Raw genomic sequence first — 21,848 nt, 5'->3', positions numbered from 1 at the left:
ATCCTACAGAAAGAAGTATTCATCATGGACACTGAACTACAGCCGCAGGCGTCCGTGTCGACGCTCAGCATGACCCTCGGCCTCTTCGCACTGGGCATCGCCTGGCGCAACGCGGCCCTCCTGCTCGCCTTCCCCGCCGCCATCGGCGAAGGCATCCTTGGCGCAACCGGCCTGCTCTGGCTTTTCCTGCTGCTGCGCTATATCAGGCAAGTCATAATGAGCACGAACGGCGCCGCCCGCGAATGTATCCTGCAGCTGGGGAATCCCTTCCTGACGCTCGTGCCGATCACCACGAGCCTCGCAGCCGTGGCCCTGCGCCCATATGCCCCTTTTCCCGCCTGCATCCTGCTGCTCCTGGGCGTAGCCGGGCAGCTTCTCTTCAGCTCCTACCACATCGGCGGCCAGTGGCACGGCAGAACTCCCGTCGAAATGGAGACGCCGGCCATGTACATGCCGACAATCGGCGCCAACTTCGCCTCCGCCATCGCACTCGGCGCCTTCGGGTACGCACACTGGGGCTATCTGTTCTTCGGTGCCGGCTTCCTGTCGTGGATGAGCCTGGAATCCTCCTTTCTCCACCACCTGCGCGCCGATGAACCCCTGCACCCGCAGAAACGCCCGCTGCTCGGCATCCAGCTCGCGCCGTCCTTTGTCGGCAGCTCGGCCTACCTGTCCTGCAACGGCGGGCAGATCGACGCCGTCGTGCTCGGCCTCGTCGGCTACGGCCTGCTCAACCTGCTGTTCATAGCACGCCTCATGACCTGGGTCCTGCGCGTCGGCCTCTCGATGTCGCTCTGGGCCTTCTCCTTTGCCATGGCCTCCATGGTCAACGTCGGCTTCCGCATCTGGCATGCGGGCTTTGACGACTCCTTTGTGCTGCTCGGTCAGTTCTTCACCATCTTCGGCATCACCGTCATATTGCTGCTGCTCGCCGAGACAGCCCTGCTCCTCGCCCGTTCCTTTTCAAAACAATGAGCGGCCCCCGTATTTGACTTCACCCTCCTCTTGTATTACAATGTATTACAAAGGGAGGGATTTTTATGACCGTATCCGTTCGATTGAATGATAATGACGCCATGCTCTTCCGCAAATACGCTGAGATGCATGGCATCTCCATGTCGGAGCTCGTGCGCCGCTCTGTCCTGGAGCGGATTGAAGATGACTTCGACATGAAATGCTATGAAAAGGCCATGCAGGAATACCGAAAGGATCCGAAGACCTATACGCTCGATGAAGTGGAAAAGGAGCTGGGCCTCGCATGACCTATCACGTGCTTTTCACTGCAGCCGCCAAGAAATCACTGAAGAAAATGGACCGTCACACCGCTGCCCTGATCCTCGGCTGGATCCGCAAGAATCTGGAAGGCTGCGAGAATCCCCGTCAGCACGGCAAGGGGCTTACCTCAAACCGCAGCGGCGAATGGCGGTATCGTGTCGGTGATTATCGCCTGATTGCAGACATCCAGGATGAAAACGTCGTGATCCTGATGCTTGAGATTGGGCACCGCCGAGACATCTATTCCTGATGCCCAACCATCGAGTAGAAGAGCGATCATTCGTTTGCCGAGCGCAAGAAAAAGGAAGCAGCCTGTCTATCAAAGACAATGGCTGCTTCCTTTTTCTTTCTGTTGTATCTATCCTTCACACATTATGGTCATAGCCTTTTGAACGAAGCTCAAAAATATACATTCATCAGCTGTTCTATCGCCGTCTGATCCGCTGCGCCCATGGTCTCGCGTGCGGAATGCATGGCTAAGATTGGAACACCGATATCCATGGTACGAATTGGCAATTGAGCGGATAAAATAGAGCCCAGCGTTGACCCACCGGGAATATCCGAGCGATTGACATAATACTGATATGGAATCTGATGCTCTGCACAGAGTGCGCTAACGATGCCAATGGCTTCCGCATCGCCCGCATATGATTGGCTGCAGGCCATTTTTAAGGTCACGCCTCCATTGAGTACCGGGAAATTCGTTACATCATTTTTCTCCGGATAATTGGGATGGAAGGCATGTGCCACATCCAAAGACAAGAAGAATCCACCAGCGAGTTTCCGCTCATACAGTTCTCCCGATGGATCCATCTTGCTGTAAATCCGCTTCAGGATCATGGGGAGAATCTGAGAAGCTGCCCCCTGCTTCGTGCGGCTGCCAACTTCCTCATTATCGAAAAGCGCGATGACAGACAGGCCATTTTTACCAGTGCCATTCAGCATACCGGTCAGGCAGGCCTTCACTGAAGTCAGATTATCCAAACGAGGCGAAGATAGAAACTCGTTCCTGGCTCCCAGTAAACAAGGTTCCTCCCAAGGATAAACGGTAAGATCATAAGAAAGGATCTCTTCTTTTTGGCAGCCAGCCGCTTCCGCCAAACAAGACAAGACATATTTTTCGTCGAGATTGTCCCCAAGCATCGTCATGAGCGGCAACATATCTTTCTGGGGATTGAGTTCCACCCCTTTATTGACCGCCCGGTTCATATGGATGGCCAGGCGCGGGATTGTCATAACAGGACGCTGCAGATCGACCAAGCGGGTATTCGGTGCATAGGGATCCTCTGTTTTCAAGACGACCTTGCCTGCCAGGGACAAGGGGCGGTCCAGCCAGCTTTCCCGGATCATACCGCCGTAAATCTCGACATTGACTTTCCCGTAACCGCGCACAGGCACTTCCGCCAAAGGCTTTACGCGCAAGCAGGGAAAATCCGTATGAGCCGTAGCCAGATGCAACGGACCATCTTCTTCACCCAAACGGAACGCGATCAAGGTAGAACCATACACCTTGACGAAATAGGCACCACCTTGATGAAGCTGCCAGGCATCTTTAAGATCCAGTTCCAAAAATCCCGCCTGTTTCAGTTTCCTGCTGCAACAGTCCACCACATGATACGGTGATGTACCGCTTTTAATGAACGCGAATAACTCTGTTATAGCCTCGTCTTTCATCTGATTCCCTTCTTTTGCTTTTGGTAAATTTATCCGAATAATTCTGCTGCGATACGTGCAGCAACAGTCCTGCCCAAGATGACAGATAAGCCCGTCTCCCGATGAACGATGTCTTTCATATTCTGTGTATATCCGATACAATCCATGACGATGAGACTGGCTCCCTGCTCCTTCAAACGCAATCCGGCTTGAATGACACCCTGTTCCGATAAATAAGGAGACGCTGCTTCAACGCATACCTGGGAAGCACCATATCCCAGCCATCGTTTCCTGGCCTGCTGGACCTGAGATGAATCTGGCGTGAGTATACCCAGAGTCTGATGTTCTTCCAGAACAGCCATGGTTACCGCTTTCAATAATTTCTGCGGATAAAGCAAAGGGATATGACTGGTAAAGTGCGGAAACTCTCCCGTGCAGAGCATCAAGATTCCTTCCACGCCCTGCCGATTGAATGCATCAATGTATTTCTGGATGATGGGCAGGATAAATTTCTCCGACATTCGTACGGATGAACCATCCTGCAGCCGTGAAACCAGGACATAATCTCCAGGCTCCGGTTCAATCTTTTTCATTTCTTCCCGCGTCATGCCATCCAAGGCGCCCTTTTGGATTACACGAATTCCCGATAAAAGGGGCTCCAAGTCCGGCATCACATCCACCCGGGGTGACTGGCCGACCGTAATCGCTCCAATTTCATGCAACATGCGAATCTCTTCCTTTCTCATGGCATCATGACGCATGCATCCTTGCTGCCGATGCATACCCGGGGATTCATTCCTGATGACCCATGGATTGCAACTGCGTCATGGATCCATACAGGGCCTGAATGCGCTCAAATTCTTCTGCGTCATAAAAACCGCATGTCCCAGATGTATATTCTTTTGCGACTTCTATCAAATACTGTACAGTTTCAGCCACATCGACCTCATGCGTTGCGCCCGTACCACATCCCGGGACCGCCGATTTCGTCGTAATCGCCACACCGACTGTGGGCGCCTTTGTGCCGCAGCTCGGCTGCAGGATGCTGTTCATGTGATATAACCCATTTCCGTACGGCGTAATATCCTGTGTCGTAATGGGAATTGTTACGGGAAAATCTCCTGTGGTCTGCTGCATGATTCGCAGAAGATCTTCGCTGACGCGCAGGATATATCCTTCTTTCACGGTCGGAGAAATGGCAAAGCCTTTATGATTCACAATGCGGTTGCCTTTGGTCGTATCGACGGAAAGGATGGCATCCATGGCGGAATCTACGGTGTGCTTCACATTCGTGGACATTTTGACCGGCGAGCCCATGAACGGGACTGGATCATGGGGCATCGTAGGAGCCACCGGACAGATATGGGTCGTGATGATGACATCCCCCGGCAGGGTATCGCCGCGCTGTGACATTTCTGCCAGTTTGATTGCTGCAGACACAACGGCCAAAGCGCCATCACCATCCGAAACAAAACCGATGCGCTCCGGGCGGGCACCAATACCGCCGAGCTGACCAATCAGTCCCAGCGTCGGAGCCTTGCCGCCTTTCGTCTTGCCTTCTGTACCGGGAATCACGAAACGAACAAAATCCGTCCAATGACCATCCGTCACCACGTGTTCATAGCCTGCCTCTGCAATGCCCGCTTTCTTTGCATAATCGACAACAACCTGTCCATTCACATGGATGTCATCCAAAATATGATACGTATCGAGAACTTGTTTTAAAGCCATGATTCTATCCTCCGTATTATGTGCTGTGTGGAATGTTTATGAAATGAATATAGTTGACGTGTTTATTTTTTTAATCCTACTTTCAATAAAGAATTAAAGAAACCGTACAATGCGTCACCGGCGATGCATCCCGCTGCCATAACGGTAACGGGGATCATAGCATCTTCGCCTTTTATTTTAATGACAAGCAGACGGACAATCAGACCGGCTATAACCGTGAGGCCGGCAGCGGGACTTACGATCAGCAGACCCGTCGACATCATGATACCCATTTGACGGCTTGAGCCGCCCGCTGCCTGCAAGATGGCACCCGGTACGGCCCACAGGAGCAGATTCCGGATAATGGATGGATCTACGCCTGCCATGATGGTGGTGACAAATACTTTGGCAACAGGTGGGAACAGGTTCTGCGAAAAATACATATCATGACTTAGTGCTACTGTTATGGCACCCACACCAAAACCAACCAATGCCGAGATGAACTGATGATAGCGGCCCATTACTTCAAATTCAGGATTCTTGCCCATGCCACGCAGAATCCAGCCACTGCGAAAATCAAAGCCACCATCGGCAAAAGCCGGACCGCCGCTGGCAACGAAGCCGACCAGCAGCGCCAGTGCCACGGGCGGGAAGCCCAGCAGTGTACCGATGATGAGGAAAATCAGCGTCGTGGCAAAAGCCGGAAACCACCCGGAATGCATAGCCGACAAACCGATGATGAATTCTGCCATGATGCAGGCAAACGCAGCAAACATGATCCAAAAGACCAGCATTCCCATGCTCATCTCGGTATAAAGGCCAGAAAGAAGTGCCAGGATACAGCCGGCCAGGATATAGAGCACAAATCCGCGAATAATGCTTACCTTGACACTGTTGTCATCGCGCGTATATGGCGTTTCATCGGCAGGCTGCATGTCCTGATCAGAAGTTTTGTGCTTGCGCAAAAAGATCATCAGAATCTGGACCCCTGCCACCAGTCCGGCCCCAATCATGAAACCATGAGGAACATACATGGCATTCAGATCAATACCAAACCATGCGATGGAATAACCGCGCAGCAAAAGTCCAATTGCAAACATCAGCATCGCCCACATATTGGCGATCATTGTGATGCCCAGTGCCGACATGGGAATCTTGAAAAAGGAACCAACGATTCCGCCCAGGATACCCCAGACCAGCAGCATGGCCTGCTTGCCGCCCTTATCGCCAGCCTTGATGGCTTCTGCAGCTGCTATGCCGGCTGGCCAGGCTGCTTTGCCTGGGAATGCTTTTGAATCGAACAACCAGTACAACATGCACATATCGATGGACATGCCAAGCGTGGCACCAATCAGCATAGGCCAGACCAAATCCACACGGCCTAAAATAAAGGGAATCGCCACCGGCAACATCAGGGAATTGGCTGCACCGAAGGTCGCACTGGAAATCGCGGTCTGTGCCAGATTCTGGCGATGTATATTCCGGAACTTTAGGAACGCGGAAAACGGGATTCGGGATATGATCAAAGCAATCAGGACACCGATGATTGAAGTATTCGGCGTAACGCCCAAAGTCGTAATGATCTGCAAACCGATAATAGCACCCAAAAAGGACAAGCATACATTCATGAGCATCATGCTGGGCTCAAAAGCACTGGGATGCTCTTCATTTCTTAAAGCAGGCATCTTCATCATCTCCTAAAAACAATTGCTTAGCAATGGCACCGCTTGCCTCGATAGGATCCACAATGGGGATGGACAATAAGGACCGCATTTCTTTGGCCAGGCCCATCGTATTAAATCCCGTACAGGCTAAGGCAACGACATCGCAGCAGGTCTCCAACTCCCGCAGGGCAGCAATGGCGGCGGCTTTTCCCTCTGGCGTCTGTAACTGTGTGGTATTTTCAATCCCCTGAGGGGCAATTTCTTTAAAAAAAGCATCGCCCAGCACCTTCCGCAGCGATGGCGGCGTTGTCCCCGTCAGATTCAATACACCAACATGCGTTCCCAGCGATTGAGCAATCGCTGCCACACAAGTCCCTGCCCCCAAAACAGGAATCTTTACGGCGGCTCTTGCCTCCGCCAGCCCCGGATCTGCCGCACAGCTGATCAGCAAGGCTTTGGCGCCGTCCTGTTCCAATTCTCTTGCTAAAGCAACAATCTTCGGGATTGCCTTGGCTTTTGTCGCTTCATCATGGACCCCCTGATACTGGTCCGGTATACAACGACTGATGGTCGGAATATGATAAATCGAAGTGATGGTTTTTCCGTGCATATCGACAAATTCTTGGTCTTTATGCGTCAGAACTCGTATGATTCCCAGCATCTCATTTCCCTCCCTGGCATAAAAATAGTAAAAAATACGGTAAAATGTACACTGTGAACATTCACTGTGTATATTTTACCGTATAAATTCCAGTTATTGTAGGGATAACTTAAATGAAAAAATATATGGTTTTTGTGCAGACTGAACAAAAATCAGGAATAATGCAACTTCCTCCCCTTCAGGAGCAGCCATAAAAATACGCGCGTCTCCGGGTCATCCAGATTTCTTCCCAGCAATTTTTGAATTTGCTGCAGCCGATACCGTAACGTATTCCGGTGAATAAATAATATTGCTGCTGTTTGCGAATGATTTCCCTGGCATTCTAAATAAGTCTGTAGGGTCAAGAAATACGCCTTGGCATGTTTGGACTGGATGATATCGCGAAATGTATCCTCGAATATTGCTTTATGGTCAATTTGTTCCAGGATGAGATATAATTCGGCATCTTTTTCCGATAACGTATGACCCGGGCCATACAGTTTCCTGCTCAGATAGATTAAGTGGTTTGCTGTTTTGTATGCCTGCGGGATTTCTTCTATTTTATGAATGGCTTCGCTTATGCCAATTGTAACAGTCAAGGATGGTTCCAGATGAAAAATTTGTTCCCGGATTTCTGGTATGATTTTCTTCCAGGAAATCACATGAGCAGAACACAATAAAATGATTTTATCGTTCTGTTGTGCGGTCAAAAAATTGCGATTCCCGGCCTGCGTTTGCAGGATCAATCGTTGAATACAACGAAACAAATCGCGTCGCAAGGCCACAGCCTGCCGCTCTGATACATGCTTCTGCAAAAGATACGAAGCAAAGTTATCCACATTGAAGATTGCCAATTCCTTTTCTCCTTTCAGGGAGAAACCGAATTCCTGTGCCCGCAGCTGTACCAGATCATAATTGATAAATCTTCCACTGATTAAATCATCCAACAGATCTCTGCGTTCATTCCAGCCAGACTCTGCGGCCAGCCGGTAACTCATGAGTTGTAAGGCAACAATCACGCTGGCATGGCGTACGGTCACGATTTCCCGTTTCGATAAGGCACCCTGCGATTGGATGGCCAGATATCCGTAGGTAACATTTTTTACCTGAATGGGAAACAACTGCCACCCCACCAGCTGATGAATCGCTTGTTGCGTCAGGACATAAGGATAAATCCGCGCTTTCTTATGGATCAATTTCTCGATTGCTTGAGAAATCTCTTCCGTACTGTTGGTCTCCAAGGCAATTTTTGTCAAGGTCTCATACACTGCTTCAGAATATTCCAGATCCTGTGCCTGTTCATTGACAATACGCTGCATGATTGGATACGTAATATCGATGAAGGGGATATTATTGGGAAGTGAGAGTAATGGCAGATTTACGCGATTGGCCAGTTCGACCATCGCACTGGGAATATCGCCAATGAACCGCCCAAATTTTATGGCCAGTGCGGCACCTCCCACATCGGCTAACGATTGCACCAGTGCCAGTTGCTTGGATAAATCGCCGCAAATGGAATATCCAGTCGTAATAAGGAATTCTTTGGGACGAAGCCATTCATTAGAATCCGGCGTTTCAGATATATCGACACAACCGACTTCCTGATCGAGGCCAGAACGGCCTGCCAGCAATGTCGCTTCCTTTAACGAATCCATCTGTAACGCATCTCGTACGGTAAACATCCATCATCGCTCCTGTAGTCTTTCGAATCTGATTTTTTTTATTATACTACAATATAGGCATAGAAGACACGTATATCATATGGAAAAAGCCGGCCCTCGCGGCGCGATTTGCTGCGAGGGCCGGCTTTTTCTTTATACTGCTGTCTTACATCTTCTGATGGGCGCGGCGCGCGATGACATCGAGCTGCTGCTGGCGCGTCAGGTCGATGAACTTCACGGCATAGCCGGACACGCGGATCGTGAAATTCGCGTACTCCGGTTTCTCCGGATGCTCCATGCAGTCGATGAGCTTATCGACGCCGAAAACATTGACGTTGAGGTGATGCGCACCCTGGCTGAAGTAGCCGTCCATGACGCGCACGAGCGTCGCGACGCGGTCCTCCTCGGTGTGGCCGAGCGTTTCGGGGGCGATGGTCTGCGTGTTCGAGATGCCGTCGAGCGCGTACTCATACGGCAGTTTCGCGACGGAGTTCAGCGAAGCCAAGAGGCCGTTCTGCTCGGCGCCGTAGGACGGGTTCGCGCCCGGGGCAAACGGCGTGTAGGCTTTGCGGCCGTCGGGCAGCGCACCCGTGGCACTGCCGTAGACGACGTTCGACGTGATGGTCAGGATGGACGTCGTGGCCTCGGAATTCCGGTACGTGTGATGCTTGCGCAGCTTCGTCATGAAGGTCTTGAGCAGCCAGACGGCAATCTTGTCGGCACGCGGATCGTCGTTGCCGTATTTCGGGAAGTCGCCCTCCACCTTGTAGTCGATGACGAGGCCCGATTCGTCGCGGATTGTCGAGACCTTGGCGTACTTGATGGCGCAGAGGGAATCGACGACATGCGAGAAGCCGGCGATGCCCGTCGCGAACGTGCGGCGCACATCGGTGTCGATGAGGGCCATCTCGGCGGCTTCGTAATAGTATTTATCGTGCATGTACTGGATGAGGTTCAGGATGTTCACGTAGAGCCCGGCCAGCCAGTCCATCATCTGATCGAATTTGTGCAGGACCTCGTCGTAGTCGAGCACGTCGGACGTGACGGGCGTGTACTCCGGCCCCACCTGCATGTGTTTGCCGTCCTTCGTCAGGAACTTCTCGTCCTTGCCGCCGTTGATGGCGTAGAGCAGGCATTTGGCGAGGTTGGCACGCGCGCCGAAGAACTGCATCTCCTTGCCCGTCTGCGTCGCGGAAACGCAGCAGCAGATGCTGTAGTCGTCGCCCCAGACCGGCTTCATGACATCGTCGTTCTCGTACTGGATGGAAGACGTCGTGATGGAGATGCGGGCGGCGTACTTCTTGAAGGCAGCCGGCAGTGCCGAGGAATACAGCACCGTCAGGTTCGGCTCCGGCGAAGGCCCCATGTTCTCGAGCGTGTGGAGGAAGCGGAAATCGTTGCGCGTGACCATGTGGCGGCCGTCCATGCCGATGCCGGCCATCTCGAGCGTCGCCCAGACCGGGTCGCCCGAGAAGAGCTGGTTGTACGACGGGATGCGCGCGAATTTCACCATGCGGAACTTCAGCGTCAGGTGGTCGATGAGCTCCTGTGCCTGCTCCTCCGTCAGCGTGCCCTCGTTAAGGTCGCGGCTGATGTAGATGTCGAGGAACGTGGAGATGCGGCCGACGCTCATAGCCGCGCCGTTCTGCGTCTTGATGGCAGCCAGGTAGCCGAAGTAGAGCCACTGGACGGCCTCTTTGGCATTCTTGGCCGGTGCCGAGATGTCGTAGCCGTAGGCTTTTGCCATCTCCTTCATCTGCTTCAGCGCGCGAATCTGCTCGGCGAGCTCCTCGCGCTGGCGGATGATGTCGTCGGTCATGACGCCGCAGCCGCAGTTTGCGAGGTCCTCACTCTTCTTCGCGATGAGGAAATCGAGGCCGTAAAGGGCCACGCGGCGGTAGTCGCCGACAATGCGGCCGCGGCCGTACGTATCCGGCAGGCCCGTGACGATGTGGCTGTGGCGCGCCGCGCGCATCTCCGGCGTGTAGGCATCGAAGACGGCCTGGTTGTGCGTCTTGTGGTATTCCGTGAAAATCTTGTGGAACTTGGGGTTGACCTTGTAGCCGTACGTCTCGGCGGCTTCCTCCGCCATCTTGATGCCGCCGAACGGCATGAACGCACGCTTCAGCGGCTTATCCGTCTGGAGACCGACGATCTGCTCGAGATCCTTCAGGGATTCATCGATATAGCCGGAGCCGTAGGCCGTGAGGCTCGAGACGACCTCCGTCTCACAGTCGAGCACGCCGCCCTTGGCACGTTCCTCCTTCTGCAGCTCCTGCACCCTGGCCCAGAGTTTGTTCGTGGCCTCTGTCGGGCCCGTCAGGAAGCTCTCATCTCCATCGTAAGGCGTGTAGTTCTTCTGGATGAAGTCCCGTACATTCACATCATCCGTCCATTTGACGCCCTTGAATCCTCTCCATGCAACGTCGCGTTCCATACCGTTCATGCTGGTTCCTCCTTCGCATCAGGTTTCACAATCGATGGGTTTATCATACTAGCTTTCTTTCCTGAAAACCTTGACTGGAATCAAGGTTTCCAGGTTCCGCCCCGGTGTTCAGACGGCGCCGAGGATGCTGCGGGCCTGCTGCACGGCTTCTTCCGTCGGCGGCTTCACGTCCCTGGGCTGATTTTTGATGCCGAGCTCCTCCCACTTGTAGAGGCCCATGCTGTGATACGGCAGCACCTCGACGCGCTCGACATTCGTCAGGATATCGAGGAACGCCCGCGTGCGCCGAAGCATCTGAGGATCATCCGTATAGCCCGGCACGAGCACCTGACGGACCCAGATGGGCTTCTTTATTTCCGACAGGTAACGGAACATGTCGAGGATGTTCGCATTGGGCTTTCCCGTGAGCCTCTCGTGTGCCGCGGGGTCGATATGCTTCACGTCGACGAGCAGGAGATCCGTCACCTGCATGAGCGCGCGGAACTTGCCGAAGAACGGCTCCTGCCGCGTGAACGGCTGGCCGGCTGTATCGATGCAGGTATGGATGCCGCGGGCCTTGGCCTTCTCGAATAGCTCGATTAAAAAATCAATCTGCAGCAGGGGCTCACCGCCGCTCACGGTAAGGCCGCCCTCCTCGCCCCAGTACGGCCGGTAACGCTCCGCCTGGTCGAGAAGTTCGTCCGCCGAGCGCCACGTGCCGCCCTGGCCGTTCCAGGTATCGACGTTGTGGCAGTAGAGGCAGCGCATCGCGCAGCCCTGCAGAAAGATAATGAAACGCGTTCCCGGCCCGTCCACGGAGCCAAAGGTTTCAATGGAATGAATGCGTCCCTGCATCATGCATGACCTCCTGAACAAAAGAAACAAAAAGACCCTGGCAAGACGTGCAGGCAGGGTCGCAACCTCATGGAACCGTACGTTGAATCGTACGTTCGCACCGTTCTTGACAGGGTCATTGTATCTGTTTTTGCTGAAAACTTCCTTGATTCAAATCAAAGATGATTCGGGGGAACGTATTCCCGCCCATAGAGGCGGGAGGGAGGCAGAGCGGCAGGCAGCAGACAGGCTCAGTAATTCACGAGCTCCATGAGGCGGTCGGGAGCGAGCACCTGGATGCTGCTCTGTCCTGTCTTCTTCACGTAGCCCTCGCGCTCGAGCTCCCTGATTTTCCGGCTGATCGTCTCAGGCCGCAGGGCCAGGCTGCCGGCCATTTCCTCGAGGCGCATGGTGATCGTGTCGCCCGTCTGCCGGCGGTAACGGTAAAGCAGGAGGCCCGCCACGCGTTCCTTGGGATCGGCGATGCTCTTCAGGAGATTCCGCCGGTTGGCATCGTGGAGCTTCTTGCTCAGAAGCCCGATGATGCGCAGCGCGACCTTCGGCTCCTCAATGGCTTTCTCGAAATCCTGGCGCGCGAGCCGGCAGCACTCCACGGCCGTCATGCAGATGGCAGAGGTCGAATAGCGGCTGTCCGGCACGAGCACGCCCTCCCACATGACATCGCGCTCCACGAAGACGCCGGCAATGCGCTCCTGCCCGTCCGCATCGTAGACGCAGAGCTTCACGCGGCCCTTGTGGACGATGTAGATGGCATCGCAGGGATCCCCGGCGTGGAAGATATAGGCCCCCTTCGGCAGCTTCAGGCGCACCGAGCGGCGCAAGAGTTCCCGCATCTTGTCGGGCGGCATGCCCGCGAGGAAATCCACCGTCTTGAGGCAGTCCCCCCGGCAGTCCTTGCAGGGAACCGGTGCGGGGCCAGTCATTTCGTCTCTCCGTAAAGGGCGTCGTAGATGGCCTGGAGCTTCTTGTCGCGGGCGGCCGTCGCCTCCTTGGCTTTGTCGCCGCTGTAATCGTAGAAGCCCTTGCCCGTCTTGACACCGTAGTCGCCGGCCTCGAACTTCTCGCGCAGCAGCTGCGGTATCTCGTGCGAGTCCTCAAGGTCCGGCACGAGATACTCGCTGATGTGATAGAACACGTCGAGCCCGCCGAAATCGATCGTTTCCAAGGGGCCGAGGCAGGCCCAGCGGAAGCCGAGGCCGTACTTCATCACGGCGTCGGCCGCCTCCACGCTGACCACGCCGTCGCGGACCATGGCCAGCACTTCGCGCAGCACGGCCAGCTGGATCCGGTTGGCCGCAAAGCCCGACACATCCTTCTCGACGAGCGCCGGCTTCTTGTGGATGGTGAGGGCCAGGTTGTAAATCGTCTGCGCGACATCCGGACGCGTCTTATCGTTCTTGATGATCTCGATTAAGGGGATCAGCGTCGGCGGATTGAACCAGTGCATGCCGAGGAAGCGCTCTGGGCCCGTGACGGCTGCGGCGAGCTTATTGATGGAAAGCCCCGACGTATTCGTGGCGAGGATCGTATCATCATCGGCGAGCGGGCTCATCTCGCGGTAAAAGGCCAGCTTGGACGGCAGGTCCTCGACGATGGACTCGACGATAAGATCGCGGCCCTTGAAAGCTTCCCGGCTCGTCGTATAGGTGATCTTGTCCGCGGCTGCCGCGGAAATCTTCGTGCGCGCCCGGTCGAGCGTGGGCTGGCGATGATTCCACAAGATCACGTCGTACCCGTTTTGCGCAAAGATATCCGCCATGGAATACCCCATGGTACCGGCACCTGCGATGGTGATTTTCTTGATGTCCATGGTCAGTAACGCCTCGATTCTGTGATAATGAAGGAAATCGTCGTGTGCGCCGAGCCGGCGGATCTCCGCGGGACTTGCCAGGCGGAAGCTCTCGACCTCATCCTCCTGAATCCGGACATCCTCCTGCGTGAAATCGCCGCGGAATTCATAGATATCCACGAAGTAATTGTTCTGCTCGGCCGGGCTGTCGCTACGGTACGTATGGATGCAGCGGCCCTGCTGCATCGTGAAATGCAGGCCCGTTTCCTCCGCGACCTCCCGGAGCACGGCCTGCTCCGACGTCTCGCCGGCGCGGACGCCGCCCCCGGGAATCTCCCATTTGAGTGGGGCCCATTCCTTGTCGGCCTTGCGCTGCGTGATGAGAATGCGCCCCTCAGCGTCCCGGATCAGGGCCAGCACCGTCAGATGGTAGTCCCCCGGCTTCATATGCCAGTCATTGCGCTGCATCCTGCGCCCCGTAACCCGCTTCTCGCTGTCATAAATATCCCAGTATTCCATGCGACCACCTCTTCATCGATTTGTTACATTTATTATACCACCAGGAATGCCCGGCCACCAGTTATAGCCGGCAGAAAGAATCCATAGAAAAAGCCAGCTCCATGATATACGGAATATACCGGCGGAGCTGGCTGCCCTTTCTCTGCGAAAGGGGGCGTTGCCTTTGAGCTTGTACGAAATACTATCCCTGATGATAGCTTTCGCTACGCTTGTAGCAACAATCCTGAAGTAGATATTTGGTTAGCCTGTTGTTGAAGAACCGTGTCCTCAATTCAAAATTGAAAGGGCATCGGCGCTTCGACCCGCCGGCCTTTCTATATGTTGATTGTATCATAAGCGAACCATGCTTGCAAGCAGGCACAATTCATTGCATCTCTTTCTTGTCTTCGACCAGGAAGCAGCCGGGCTCGTGCGATTCGATGATGCCGACGGCCTGCAGATACGAATAAAGCGTCGTGGAACCGACGAATTTCATGCCGCGCTTCTTGAGGTCCTTGGAGAGCGCGTCTGAAACGGGCGACGTGGTCCGGCCGTACTCCCGGAGGCTTTGATTCCCCGTCCACCGCCAGAGATAGCGGTCAAAGCTGCCAAACTCCTGCTGGATTGCGCGGAACACGCGCGCATTCCCTATCGCCGCCTCAATCTTGCGGCGATGCCGGATGATCGCGGCATCCTGCATGAGCCGCTCGACGTCCTCTGCCGTGAACGCACAAACCTTCTCAAGATTGAAGCCTGCAAACGCCCGCCGGAACCCCTCACGCTTGTTGAGGATGCATTCCCACGAGAGCCCCGCCTGAAAGCATTCGAGCAGCAGCATCTCAAACAGCTTGCTGTCATCGTGCACGGGCCGCCCCCATTCTTCGTCATGATAGCGCACATAGCGCTCATTCTTCGGATTGGCCCAGAAACAGCGGCGTTTGCCGTCCGGCCATTCAAGATTTTCCATTATATCCCTCATTTCTCTGCTTCTTCATCCAATGCTTCCAGCAGGAAACTCACCGGACGAAACCCGTCATTGCACGAAATCATCGCTGAGCGCGGATCCTTCATCCATCCCTCATAGAAGTCCACTGCTCCGTGTGCCAGTCCCATGACAAACGGCGACATCGTCTCCCAGGCACTCTCGCAAAGCCCCTCCGGCCGCCGCCAGCCCTCCGCGATGAACACCTGCCCCACCTCCACCGTGCAGGCATCCTCAATCGGATTCTCGTATCTCGCCATGAGATCCTCATAATAAGCCCTGCGCATCACCGTGATCCGCACCTTTTTCATGATAATCCCTCCCAATTAAACATTTTGCCATCTTCGTGCAGGAACTTCAAGATATTTCTATTTATACGCGAAATCTCGCCCATGGACCTCTTCCGGCCCTTCGGGCCACCTTCTCCGTGCGCGGAGAAGGCTTGGCGTCCCCTTTGGGGAAGCTGTCAGCGCAGCTGACTGAAGGGGTAACGGCTCGCAGAAGCTTGCTATTTCCATATAAATCGAAATATGTGCAAGATCTCGTCCATGGCCCCCTTTCGGCCCTGCGGGCCACGCCCGGGGATGCCACCGGCATCCCGCGCTTCACGCCCCCGTGCGCGGGCTGCGACGCTTGCAAGAACTTGCAGTTGAGTTTTGTTCTTGCCCGTCCGTCCATGGACCTCTTCCACCGCTTACGCGGTCCCCCTTCTCCGGGGATGCCCCCGGCATCCCGCGCTTCGCGCCCGTGCGCGGAGAAGGCTGCGCGACTTGCTGTGCTCGTTGTTCTGCCGAAGGGCAAGAGCCCGAGCGGAGGGATGTATTCCGCCTGGAGGCGTGCAGCGATTGCCCGTAATCGCATGGAGGGGACGAGGGAGCATAAGCGGAGCGTTGGCGCCTGGCGTTAAGAAGGGATTTTTTCCTTGCCAGCTTCCTGGCGAATGGGCGTCGTTCAAGCAGCGCGCGTTTCGCACATTCGTCGGGCTTCGTTAAGAAGGAAAAAATCTCTTTAGCCAGCCGACTTCGCGCAGCGCTGCCCCTCGTCTCCGCCTTTCACATTTAGCTGCGCGCTGAAGCCGGAATGCATCCCGCAGCGGTCTTGATTTCCTCCTTTCATCAAGCAGAAATGCAACTGCCAGCAGTTCCCCGATCGACCCTGCGGGCCACTTCCCCCGAAGGGGGAAGCTTTGCTTCGCGCCCGTGCGCGGGGCTACGACGCTTGTAAATATTCGCAGTCGAGTAGTGTTGATGCCCGTCAGCTCAAGGACCTCTTCCACCGCTTACGCGGTCCCCCTTCCCCGTGCGCGGGGAAGGCTATGCATGAAGATTTCAGATAGACCGTTTATAATGAAAAAAGATTCATCAACAAAAAGAATATGTCAAAGGAGATGAGCAATTTGAAACAAGTATTTGCATCCCTGGCCGCTGGTGCCGTTTTGACGATGGGGACGACGATTTGTGCGGCATCGGTCGCACCCGCTGCACTCGTCGCGGGCGGCATCGAATACGGAGCTTCGGCCGACTATGTCCAGCAGGTATATGGCGCACCTTCTGAGATTGAGACGAAGCATCATCACGAACTCTTTAGCGGTGCGGTCACGAAATACGAATACGGCGATTCCTTCGAAGTGACATTCGTAGACGGCCTGGCACGCCACATCGAGATTTCCCGTCACAATGGCATCAAGACGGCGGCCGGCATCGAGGTTGGCTCCACGCTGGAAGAAGTAAAGGCCGCTTACGGAGAGCCGAACAAAATCCACGGCGACAAGTACATCTATCTCTGTGATGATAACTCGGATCTCGGCATCGTGTTCGAGGTGGAACACAACAAAGTAGACGAGATTGAGATTGGCTATCTGGACTGATCGTCATCATCGCAGACGAAACCAATAGAAACCAATAAATGGGCGCATCCTGCAGGTTCAGCCGCTGCGGATGCGCCCACTGTCTTCCTTTCGTACCTCTCCGGCACTTTTGCAAAGCATCATGACGACGCTGTTAAATAATACGTATTGAATTAATACGTATTATTTGCTAAAATAAGGGAGGATGGATTATGACGCCAAAAGAAATGGAGAAACTTATAAAAAAAGACGGTTGGAAATTAATCCGAATCAATGGATCTCATCACCAATATCGCCATGCGACTAAACCTGGTATCGTGACCATTCCGTTTCATGACAAGCCAAAAGATTTACAAAAGAAGACCGTTTCTTCTATTTTTAAACAAGCAGGGTTGAAATAAGGGAGTGATAAAATGTTAAGCATGTATCCGGCTATTTTTTTCCACGAAAAGGATGGCGGCTATTCTGTCGTATTTCCAGATTTAAATCATCTCTCTACCTGTGGAGACACATTCCAGGAAGCGATGGAAATGGCCGTAGATTGTTTGGCGGGTTATCTTTATACCATGGAAATGGACGGAGAGCCCGTTCCGGCGCCTACCCCCATTGAACAGGTAAATCCGCATGCCGAAGAAGACCCCGATGATCCGTACGCCGATGCGGACATCCTGGTCAACATGGTATCCGTCGACGTTCCGGAGTACGCCAAGCAGCATTTTACGAAATCGGTCAAAAAAACGCTGAGCATCCCGCAATGGATGAATGACCTGGCCATCTCGAAAAAGATCAATTTTTCCAAAGTTCTGCAGCAGGCTCTGTTGAAAGAATTAAACATCAAGAGCACATGATCAATATGGAGGGTTAAATAACATGTCATCATCCCAGCTTTTACCGTTTGCGTCCGACTACATGGAAGGCGCGCATCCCGCGATCCTCAAGCGTCTGGCCGAGACGAACCGCACGCCCATGCCCGGCTACGGCACAGACACCATCAGCGAGGCGGCGCGCGCGAAGATTCGGGCGGCCTGCCAGTGCCCGGAGGCCGACGTCTATTTCCTCGTCGGCGGCACGCAGACGAATGCAACCGTCATCGACGCGCTGCTCGCCTCGTATCAGGGCGTCGTCGCGGCGGATACGGGGCATATCAGCCTGCATGAGGCCGGCGCCATCGAGTTTGGCGGGCACAAAGTCCTGACACTGCCGCATACAGACGGCAAGCTGCGCCCGGAAGACGTCGATGCGTATCTGACGGCCTTCGAGGCCGACGGCAACCGCGACCACATGGTCATGCCCGGCATGGTCTACATCTCCCATCCCACGGAATACGGCACGCTCTACACAGCAGAGGAACTACGCAGGCTCCACACCATCTGCCATGCCCACCACATCCCGCTCTATCTCGATGGTGCCCGCCTCGCCTACGCGCTCGCCTGCCCCGAAAACGACGTGAACCTGCCGCTCATCGCTGCGTGCTGCGACGCCTTCTACATCGGCGGCACGAAATGCGGCACACTCTTCGGCGAGGCCGTCGTCTTCCCCCAAAAGAACCGCGCGCCGCATTTCTTCACAATCATGAAGCAGCACGGCGCCCTGCTCGCCAAGGGCTGGCTGCTCGGCCTGCAGTTTGACACGCTTTTCACGGACGGCCTCTACGAGCGGATTGGCGCCCCCGCCATCGAAGCAGCCGGCACGATCCGCAGGGCCCTGCAGAAGTACGGCTATCGCCTCTTCTTCAAGACCCCGACCAACCAGATTTTCGTCGTCATGGCCAATGACCAGCTCGAAACGCTCGCCAAAGAAGTCTCCTACAGCTTCTGGGAGCCGTACGACGAGGATCACACCGTCATCCGCCTGGCAACGAGCTGGGCCACGACAACGGAAGAAACGCAGCAGCTGCTCGCCGTTCTGGCTGAAACAGCCCATTAAGGTATGTCTATAGACCTCTTCCGGCCCTGCGGGCCACGCCCGGGGATGCAACCGGCATCCCGCTCCTGCGGAGCCCCCAAAAAAGGGGGGGGGAGCTTCGCTTCGCGCCCGTGCGCGGGGCTGCGACGCTTGTGAGGACTTGCTGTCGGGGATTGTTCTTCCCCGTCCGTCCAAGGACCTCTTCCACCGCTTCGCGGTCCCCCTTCTCCGGGGATGCCCCCGGCATCCCGCGCTTCGCGCCCGTGCGCGGGCTACGACGCTTGCAAGAACTTGCAGTTGAGTTTTGTTCTTGCCCGTCTGTCCATGGACCTCTTCCACCGCTTACGCGGTCCCCCTTCCCCGTGCGCGGGGAAGGCACGCGGCTTGCTGTGCTGGTTGTTCCGCCGAAGGGCAAGAGCCTGAGCGGAGGGATGTATTCCGCCTGGAGGCGCGCAGCGATTGCCCGTAATCGCATGGAGGGGACGAGGGCGCATAAGCGGAGCGTTGGCGCCTGGTGTTAAGAAGGGATTTTTTCCTTGCCAGCTTCCTGATGAATGGGCGTCGTTCAAGCAGCGCGCGTTTCGCACAGTCGTCGGGCTTCGTTAAGAAGGAAAAAATCCCTTTAGCCAGCCGACTTCGCGCAGCGTTGCTCCCTTGTCCCCGCCTTTCACATTTAGCTACGCGCTGAAGCCGGAATATATCCCGCAGCGTCTTTTACGTCTGTTTACATCAAGCCTGCGCGTCACGGCTTGCAGGCTCCCCTTCAGTCGGCTGCGCCGACAGCTTCCCCGACCTCATCCGTCAGCCTTCGGCTGCCACCTTCCCCAGAGGGGAAGGCTTTGGGGACGCCGACCGACTTCGCGCAGCGTTGCTCCCTCGTCCCCGCCTTTTTTCGTTTAGCTGCGCGCTGAAGCTGGGATACATTCCAGAGCGTCATTGGTCGTGCATATGGCCTCCTCCATAGCCCCCTTTCGGCCCTACGGGCTACGCCCGGAGATGCTACTGGCTCCGCTCCTTTGGAGCTACCCAAAGGGACCAGCTTCAGTTGAGTCGAGGTAAATAAGCCCGCCCCAAGAAAACAGCCAACAAAAAATCCCTTGCTCCTGAAATATGCAGAAGCAAGGGATTTTTGTTACGCCGTCTGGCTCTTGGCGCGGCGGCTCAGGGCGAGGCCGATGAAGATGACGCCGGCGGCGAGGACGGCCTGGATGGCGATGGCGGCCCAGTCGCCGAAGGTGCTCGTGAGCATCGAGCCGATGATCTTGTCATGGGCGATCATGGAGCCCGCCGTCCACCCGAGGAGGCCGGCGCCGGCGTAGAGCACGATGGGGAAGCGGTCCATGATCTTGCCGATGAGCGTGCTGCCGCCCACGATGATCGGGATGCTGATGAGGAAGCCGAAGACGACGAGCAGGAAGCTGCCGTGCGACGCGCCCGCAATGGCCAGCACGTTGTCGACGCCCATCGCGGCATCGGCGATGATGATGGTCTTGACCGCGCCCATGAGGCTGTCCGATGATTCAACGTGCTCATCCTTCTTCTCCGGCACGAGCAGCTTCACGGCAATCGGCAAGAGGATCAGACCGCCGATGGCCTGCAGGTACGGGATGGTCAGAAGCCACACGGCCACGAGCGTCATGACGAGCCGGATGATGACGGCACCGGCCGTGCCGATGAGGATGGCCTTCCTGCGCAGGTTCTCCGGCAGCTTGTTCGCCGCCATCGCGATGACGACGGCGTTGTCGCCGCCGAGCAGCAGGTCCATCAGGACGATCGTGCCGAGGGCCATGAGGAATTGCATCGATAAGATTTCCATGGTGTAGATTCCTTTCTCTCTCAACTAATACACAGACAACAAACAAAAAGAGACTTCCGCATGGTATCCGAAAACCGGGTATCATGCGAAAGTCTCACCTATTACATCCGTAACGCTGCCACCAGCCGCTCGCGCGGCATGCTTGTTGACGGCAGACCAAAGAGGTTACTCCCCTTCGCTATTCGTTTGTAGCATCAGTATAACAGACAAAGGCACCTGCTGTCAATCTCAGAAATTGTCCTTGTTTGCCGCATAGACTTCCGGCAGGATGGCCGCCAGATTCATGAACTCCTTGATGTTGTGCGCAAAGAGCCCGCGCGCGGCCTCAAGTGGCACCGAAACGCCTTCTGGCAGGGCTTTGACGATTTCGCCCGCGCGCAGCGCATAGCCGATCCAGAAGCGCGAAGCAAACAGGATGCCGTCCTGATACGGGAACCACTTATGCGTCATGGCCGCCGCACAGTCCCCCGCCCCGATGGCACAGACAAGAGACTGACACGTTTCCGTCCCCAGAGCAGATTCGTCAAAGCCAAAATCGCGCGGGCGCTTGAACTGCAAATGGAGAAAAGACGGCCCGTTCCCGATGTCTTCCATGATGTAATGGTCGACGCCCCAGGTTTTCTGCGCGACGGGAACCGCGGGGTCACAGACATATGCCGCCTTATCCGCCCGCGCAAAATAATGGTCTTCCGGGTCCCAGATCTTGTAGCGCAGGTCGGAACCTACGCTGTGCCACGGGAACCACCAGTCCATCATCTCACCGGTCACGCCAGGCATATACGTCTCATTGCAGACAAAGCCCGTCCCGTCCTCCGCCACGCCATAGCCGACCTGGCAGAATTCTTTATCCGTCCCCTGCAGGAAACGGTCTCTCTCCGCAAACGGAACTGCAGGGACAGATGAAGGCGTCTCAACCAACGCGAGCTTCTCGGGCGGGACCTCTGCCATCTTCCGCTCGAAAAGAGAATAGTACGGCAAAGCCTTTTCCTCTTTGCTCACGCCCACCTTTTTCCCAGTATATAGCGACATAAGAAGACCACCTTTCTTGTTCTACCACTCAACTTATGATACGATTGTATCACAGTGAATGTATCAAAACTACCCGTTTACGAGATGTAGAACAGAAAGG

22 protein-coding genes are annotated in these 21,848 nt (G+C 55.2%); 8 read left to right on the top strand and 14 right to left on the bottom strand.

All coding sequences use genetic code 11. The features are described 5' to 3' along the window. The first annotated feature begins 24 nt into the window (after positions 1–24). The 3 genes from DWZ54_RS05140 to DWZ54_RS05130 all read left to right on the top strand — a co-directional run bounded on the left by DWZ54_RS05140 (position 25) and on the right by DWZ54_RS05130 (position 1,525). On the top strand, positions 25–975 hold the full coding sequence (locus DWZ54_RS05140) for a dicarboxylate transporter/tellurite-resistance protein TehA (RefSeq protein WP_158573616.1): 951 nt from the start codon (positions 25–27) through the stop codon (positions 973–975). Between the two features lie 65 nt (positions 976–1,040). Next, positions 1,041–1,262 (top strand): type II toxin-antitoxin system RelB family antitoxin, encoded by a 222-nt coding sequence (gene relB / locus DWZ54_RS05135; RefSeq protein WP_118015845.1) that lies wholly within the window; start codon positions 1,041–1,043, stop codon positions 1,260–1,262. Further along, a complete protein-coding gene (locus DWZ54_RS05130; RefSeq protein ID WP_118015846.1) occupies positions 1,259–1,525 on the top strand; it encodes a type II toxin-antitoxin system RelE/ParE family toxin in 267 nt (88 codons plus the stop codon). Before relB ends, DWZ54_RS05130 begins: the two co-directional genes overlap by 4 nt. A gap of 149 nt (positions 1,526–1,674) precedes the next feature. Here the strand turns inward: DWZ54_RS05130 and DWZ54_RS05125 are convergent, their stop codons facing one another. The 10 genes from DWZ54_RS05125 to DWZ54_RS05080 form a co-directional block, all read right to left on the bottom strand. Further along, a complete protein-coding gene (locus tag DWZ54_RS05125; protein ID WP_118474771.1) occupies positions 1,675–2,949 on the bottom strand; it encodes a M18 family aminopeptidase in 1,275 nt (424 codons plus the stop codon). 29 nt (positions 2,950–2,978) lie between these two features. Next, positions 2,979–3,653 carry an AroM family protein gene (locus DWZ54_RS05120; protein WP_118474770.1) on the bottom strand — a complete coding sequence of 225 codons (675 nt, stop codon included), beginning with the start codon at positions 3,651–3,653 and terminating at the stop codon, positions 2,979–2,981. Positions 3,654–3,720: 67 nt separating this feature from the next. Continuing rightward, positions 3,721–4,659 carry a DUF1177 domain-containing protein gene (locus DWZ54_RS05115; RefSeq protein WP_118474769.1) on the bottom strand — a complete coding sequence of 313 codons (939 nt, stop codon included), beginning with the start codon at positions 4,657–4,659 and terminating at the stop codon, positions 3,721–3,723. A 62-nt stretch (positions 4,660–4,721) separates the two neighbouring features. Further along, positions 4,722–6,323, bottom strand: a complete 1,602-nt coding sequence (locus DWZ54_RS05110; RefSeq protein WP_233541627.1) for an OPT/YSL family transporter — start codon at positions 6,321–6,323, stop codon at positions 4,722–4,724. Then, on the bottom strand, positions 6,304–6,963 hold the full coding sequence (locus DWZ54_RS05105) for an aspartate/glutamate racemase family protein (RefSeq protein WP_118474767.1): 660 nt from the start codon (positions 6,961–6,963) through the stop codon (positions 6,304–6,306). The genes DWZ54_RS05110 and DWZ54_RS05105 overlap by 20 nt, the downstream gene beginning before the upstream one ends. 152 nt (positions 6,964–7,115) lie before the next feature. After that, entirely contained in the window at positions 7,116–8,624 is a 1,509-nt protein-coding gene (locus DWZ54_RS05100) for a PucR family transcriptional regulator (protein ID WP_118474766.1), read from the bottom strand. A gap of 145 nt (positions 8,625–8,769) precedes the next feature. Beyond that, complete coding sequence (pflB, locus tag DWZ54_RS05095; protein ID WP_118474765.1) at positions 8,770–11,049, bottom strand: formate C-acetyltransferase; 2,280 nt, start codon at positions 11,047–11,049, stop codon at positions 8,770–8,772. Positions 11,050–11,157: 108 nt separating this feature from the next. Further along, positions 11,158–11,886 carry a pyruvate formate-lyase-activating protein gene (gene pflA, locus DWZ54_RS05090; RefSeq protein ID WP_118474764.1) on the bottom strand — a complete coding sequence of 243 codons (729 nt, stop codon included), beginning with the start codon at positions 11,884–11,886 and terminating at the stop codon, positions 11,158–11,160. A 227-nt stretch (positions 11,887–12,113) separates the two neighbouring features. Next, entirely contained in the window at positions 12,114–12,806 is a 693-nt protein-coding gene (locus DWZ54_RS05085) for a Crp/Fnr family transcriptional regulator (RefSeq protein ID WP_118474763.1), read from the bottom strand. After that, a complete protein-coding gene (locus DWZ54_RS05080; protein ID WP_118474762.1) occupies positions 12,803–14,191 on the bottom strand; it encodes a 3-hydroxyacyl-CoA dehydrogenase NAD-binding domain-containing protein in 1,389 nt (462 codons plus the stop codon). Before DWZ54_RS05080 ends, DWZ54_RS05085 begins: the two co-directional genes overlap by 4 nt. Positions 14,192–14,348: 157 nt before the next feature. Here DWZ54_RS05080 and DWZ54_RS12150 point away from each other — a divergent pair, with 157 nt between their 5' ends. Then, entirely contained in the window at positions 14,349–14,423 is a 75-nt protein-coding gene (locus tag DWZ54_RS12150; protein ID WP_370245741.1) for a putative holin-like toxin, read from the top strand. A 132-nt stretch (positions 14,424–14,555) separates the two neighbouring features. On the opposite strand, the gene DWZ54_RS05075 is transcribed toward DWZ54_RS12150, so the two are convergent. Beyond that, complete coding sequence (locus tag DWZ54_RS05075) at positions 14,556–15,137, bottom strand: DNA-3-methyladenine glycosylase I (protein ID WP_118474761.1); 582 nt, start codon at positions 15,135–15,137, stop codon at positions 14,556–14,558. Positions 15,138–15,145: 8 nt separating this feature from the next. After that, the gene (locus DWZ54_RS05070; protein WP_118474760.1) at positions 15,146–15,463 is read right to left on the bottom strand and encodes a TIGR04076 family protein; all 318 of its coding nucleotides are present in this window, start codon (positions 15,461–15,463) and stop codon (positions 15,146–15,148) included. Positions 15,464–16,548: 1,085 nt separating this feature from the next. Between DWZ54_RS05070 and DWZ54_RS05060 the strand changes: the two genes are divergently transcribed. The 4 genes from DWZ54_RS05060 to DWZ54_RS05045 all read left to right on the top strand — a co-directional run bounded on the left by DWZ54_RS05060 (position 16,549) and on the right by DWZ54_RS05045 (position 18,924). Continuing rightward, a complete protein-coding gene (locus tag DWZ54_RS05060) occupies positions 16,549–17,019 on the top strand; it encodes a hypothetical protein (protein WP_370245739.1) in 471 nt (156 codons plus the stop codon). 191 nt (positions 17,020–17,210) lie between these two features. Next, positions 17,211–17,399 (top strand): type II toxin-antitoxin system HicA family toxin, encoded by a 189-nt coding sequence (locus DWZ54_RS05055; RefSeq protein ID WP_118474757.1) that lies wholly within the window; start codon positions 17,211–17,213, stop codon positions 17,397–17,399. A gap of 12 nt (positions 17,400–17,411) precedes the next feature. Next, the gene (locus DWZ54_RS05050; RefSeq protein WP_118474756.1) at positions 17,412–17,846 is read left to right on the top strand and encodes a type II toxin-antitoxin system HicB family antitoxin; all 435 of its coding nucleotides are present in this window, start codon (positions 17,412–17,414) and stop codon (positions 17,844–17,846) included. Positions 17,847–17,868: 22 nt separating this feature from the next. Continuing rightward, positions 17,869–18,924 carry a low specificity L-threonine aldolase gene (locus DWZ54_RS05045; RefSeq protein ID WP_118474755.1) on the top strand — a complete coding sequence of 352 codons (1,056 nt, stop codon included), beginning with the start codon at positions 17,869–17,871 and terminating at the stop codon, positions 18,922–18,924. A gap of 1,111 nt (positions 18,925–20,035) precedes the next feature. Here the strand turns inward: DWZ54_RS05045 and DWZ54_RS05040 are convergent. Further along, positions 20,036–20,719 carry a TerC family protein gene (locus DWZ54_RS05040; protein WP_118474754.1) on the bottom strand — a complete coding sequence of 228 codons (684 nt, stop codon included), beginning with the start codon at positions 20,717–20,719 and terminating at the stop codon, positions 20,036–20,038. Positions 20,720–20,947: 228 nt separating this feature from the next. Further along, positions 20,948–21,718 (bottom strand): DAPG hydrolase family protein, encoded by a 771-nt coding sequence (locus tag DWZ54_RS05035; protein WP_233541625.1) that lies wholly within the window; start codon positions 21,716–21,718, stop codon positions 20,948–20,950. Positions 21,719–21,848 lie beyond the last annotated feature (130 nt).

Source organism: Mitsuokella sp. AF33-22 (genome assembly GCF_003475755.1).
Classification (GTDB): domain Bacteria; phylum Bacillota; class Negativicutes; order Selenomonadales; family Selenomonadaceae; genus Mitsuokella.
The sequence above is the reverse complement of the archived record's forward strand: the minus strand, read 5'-3'. Positions and strand labels throughout refer to the sequence as shown.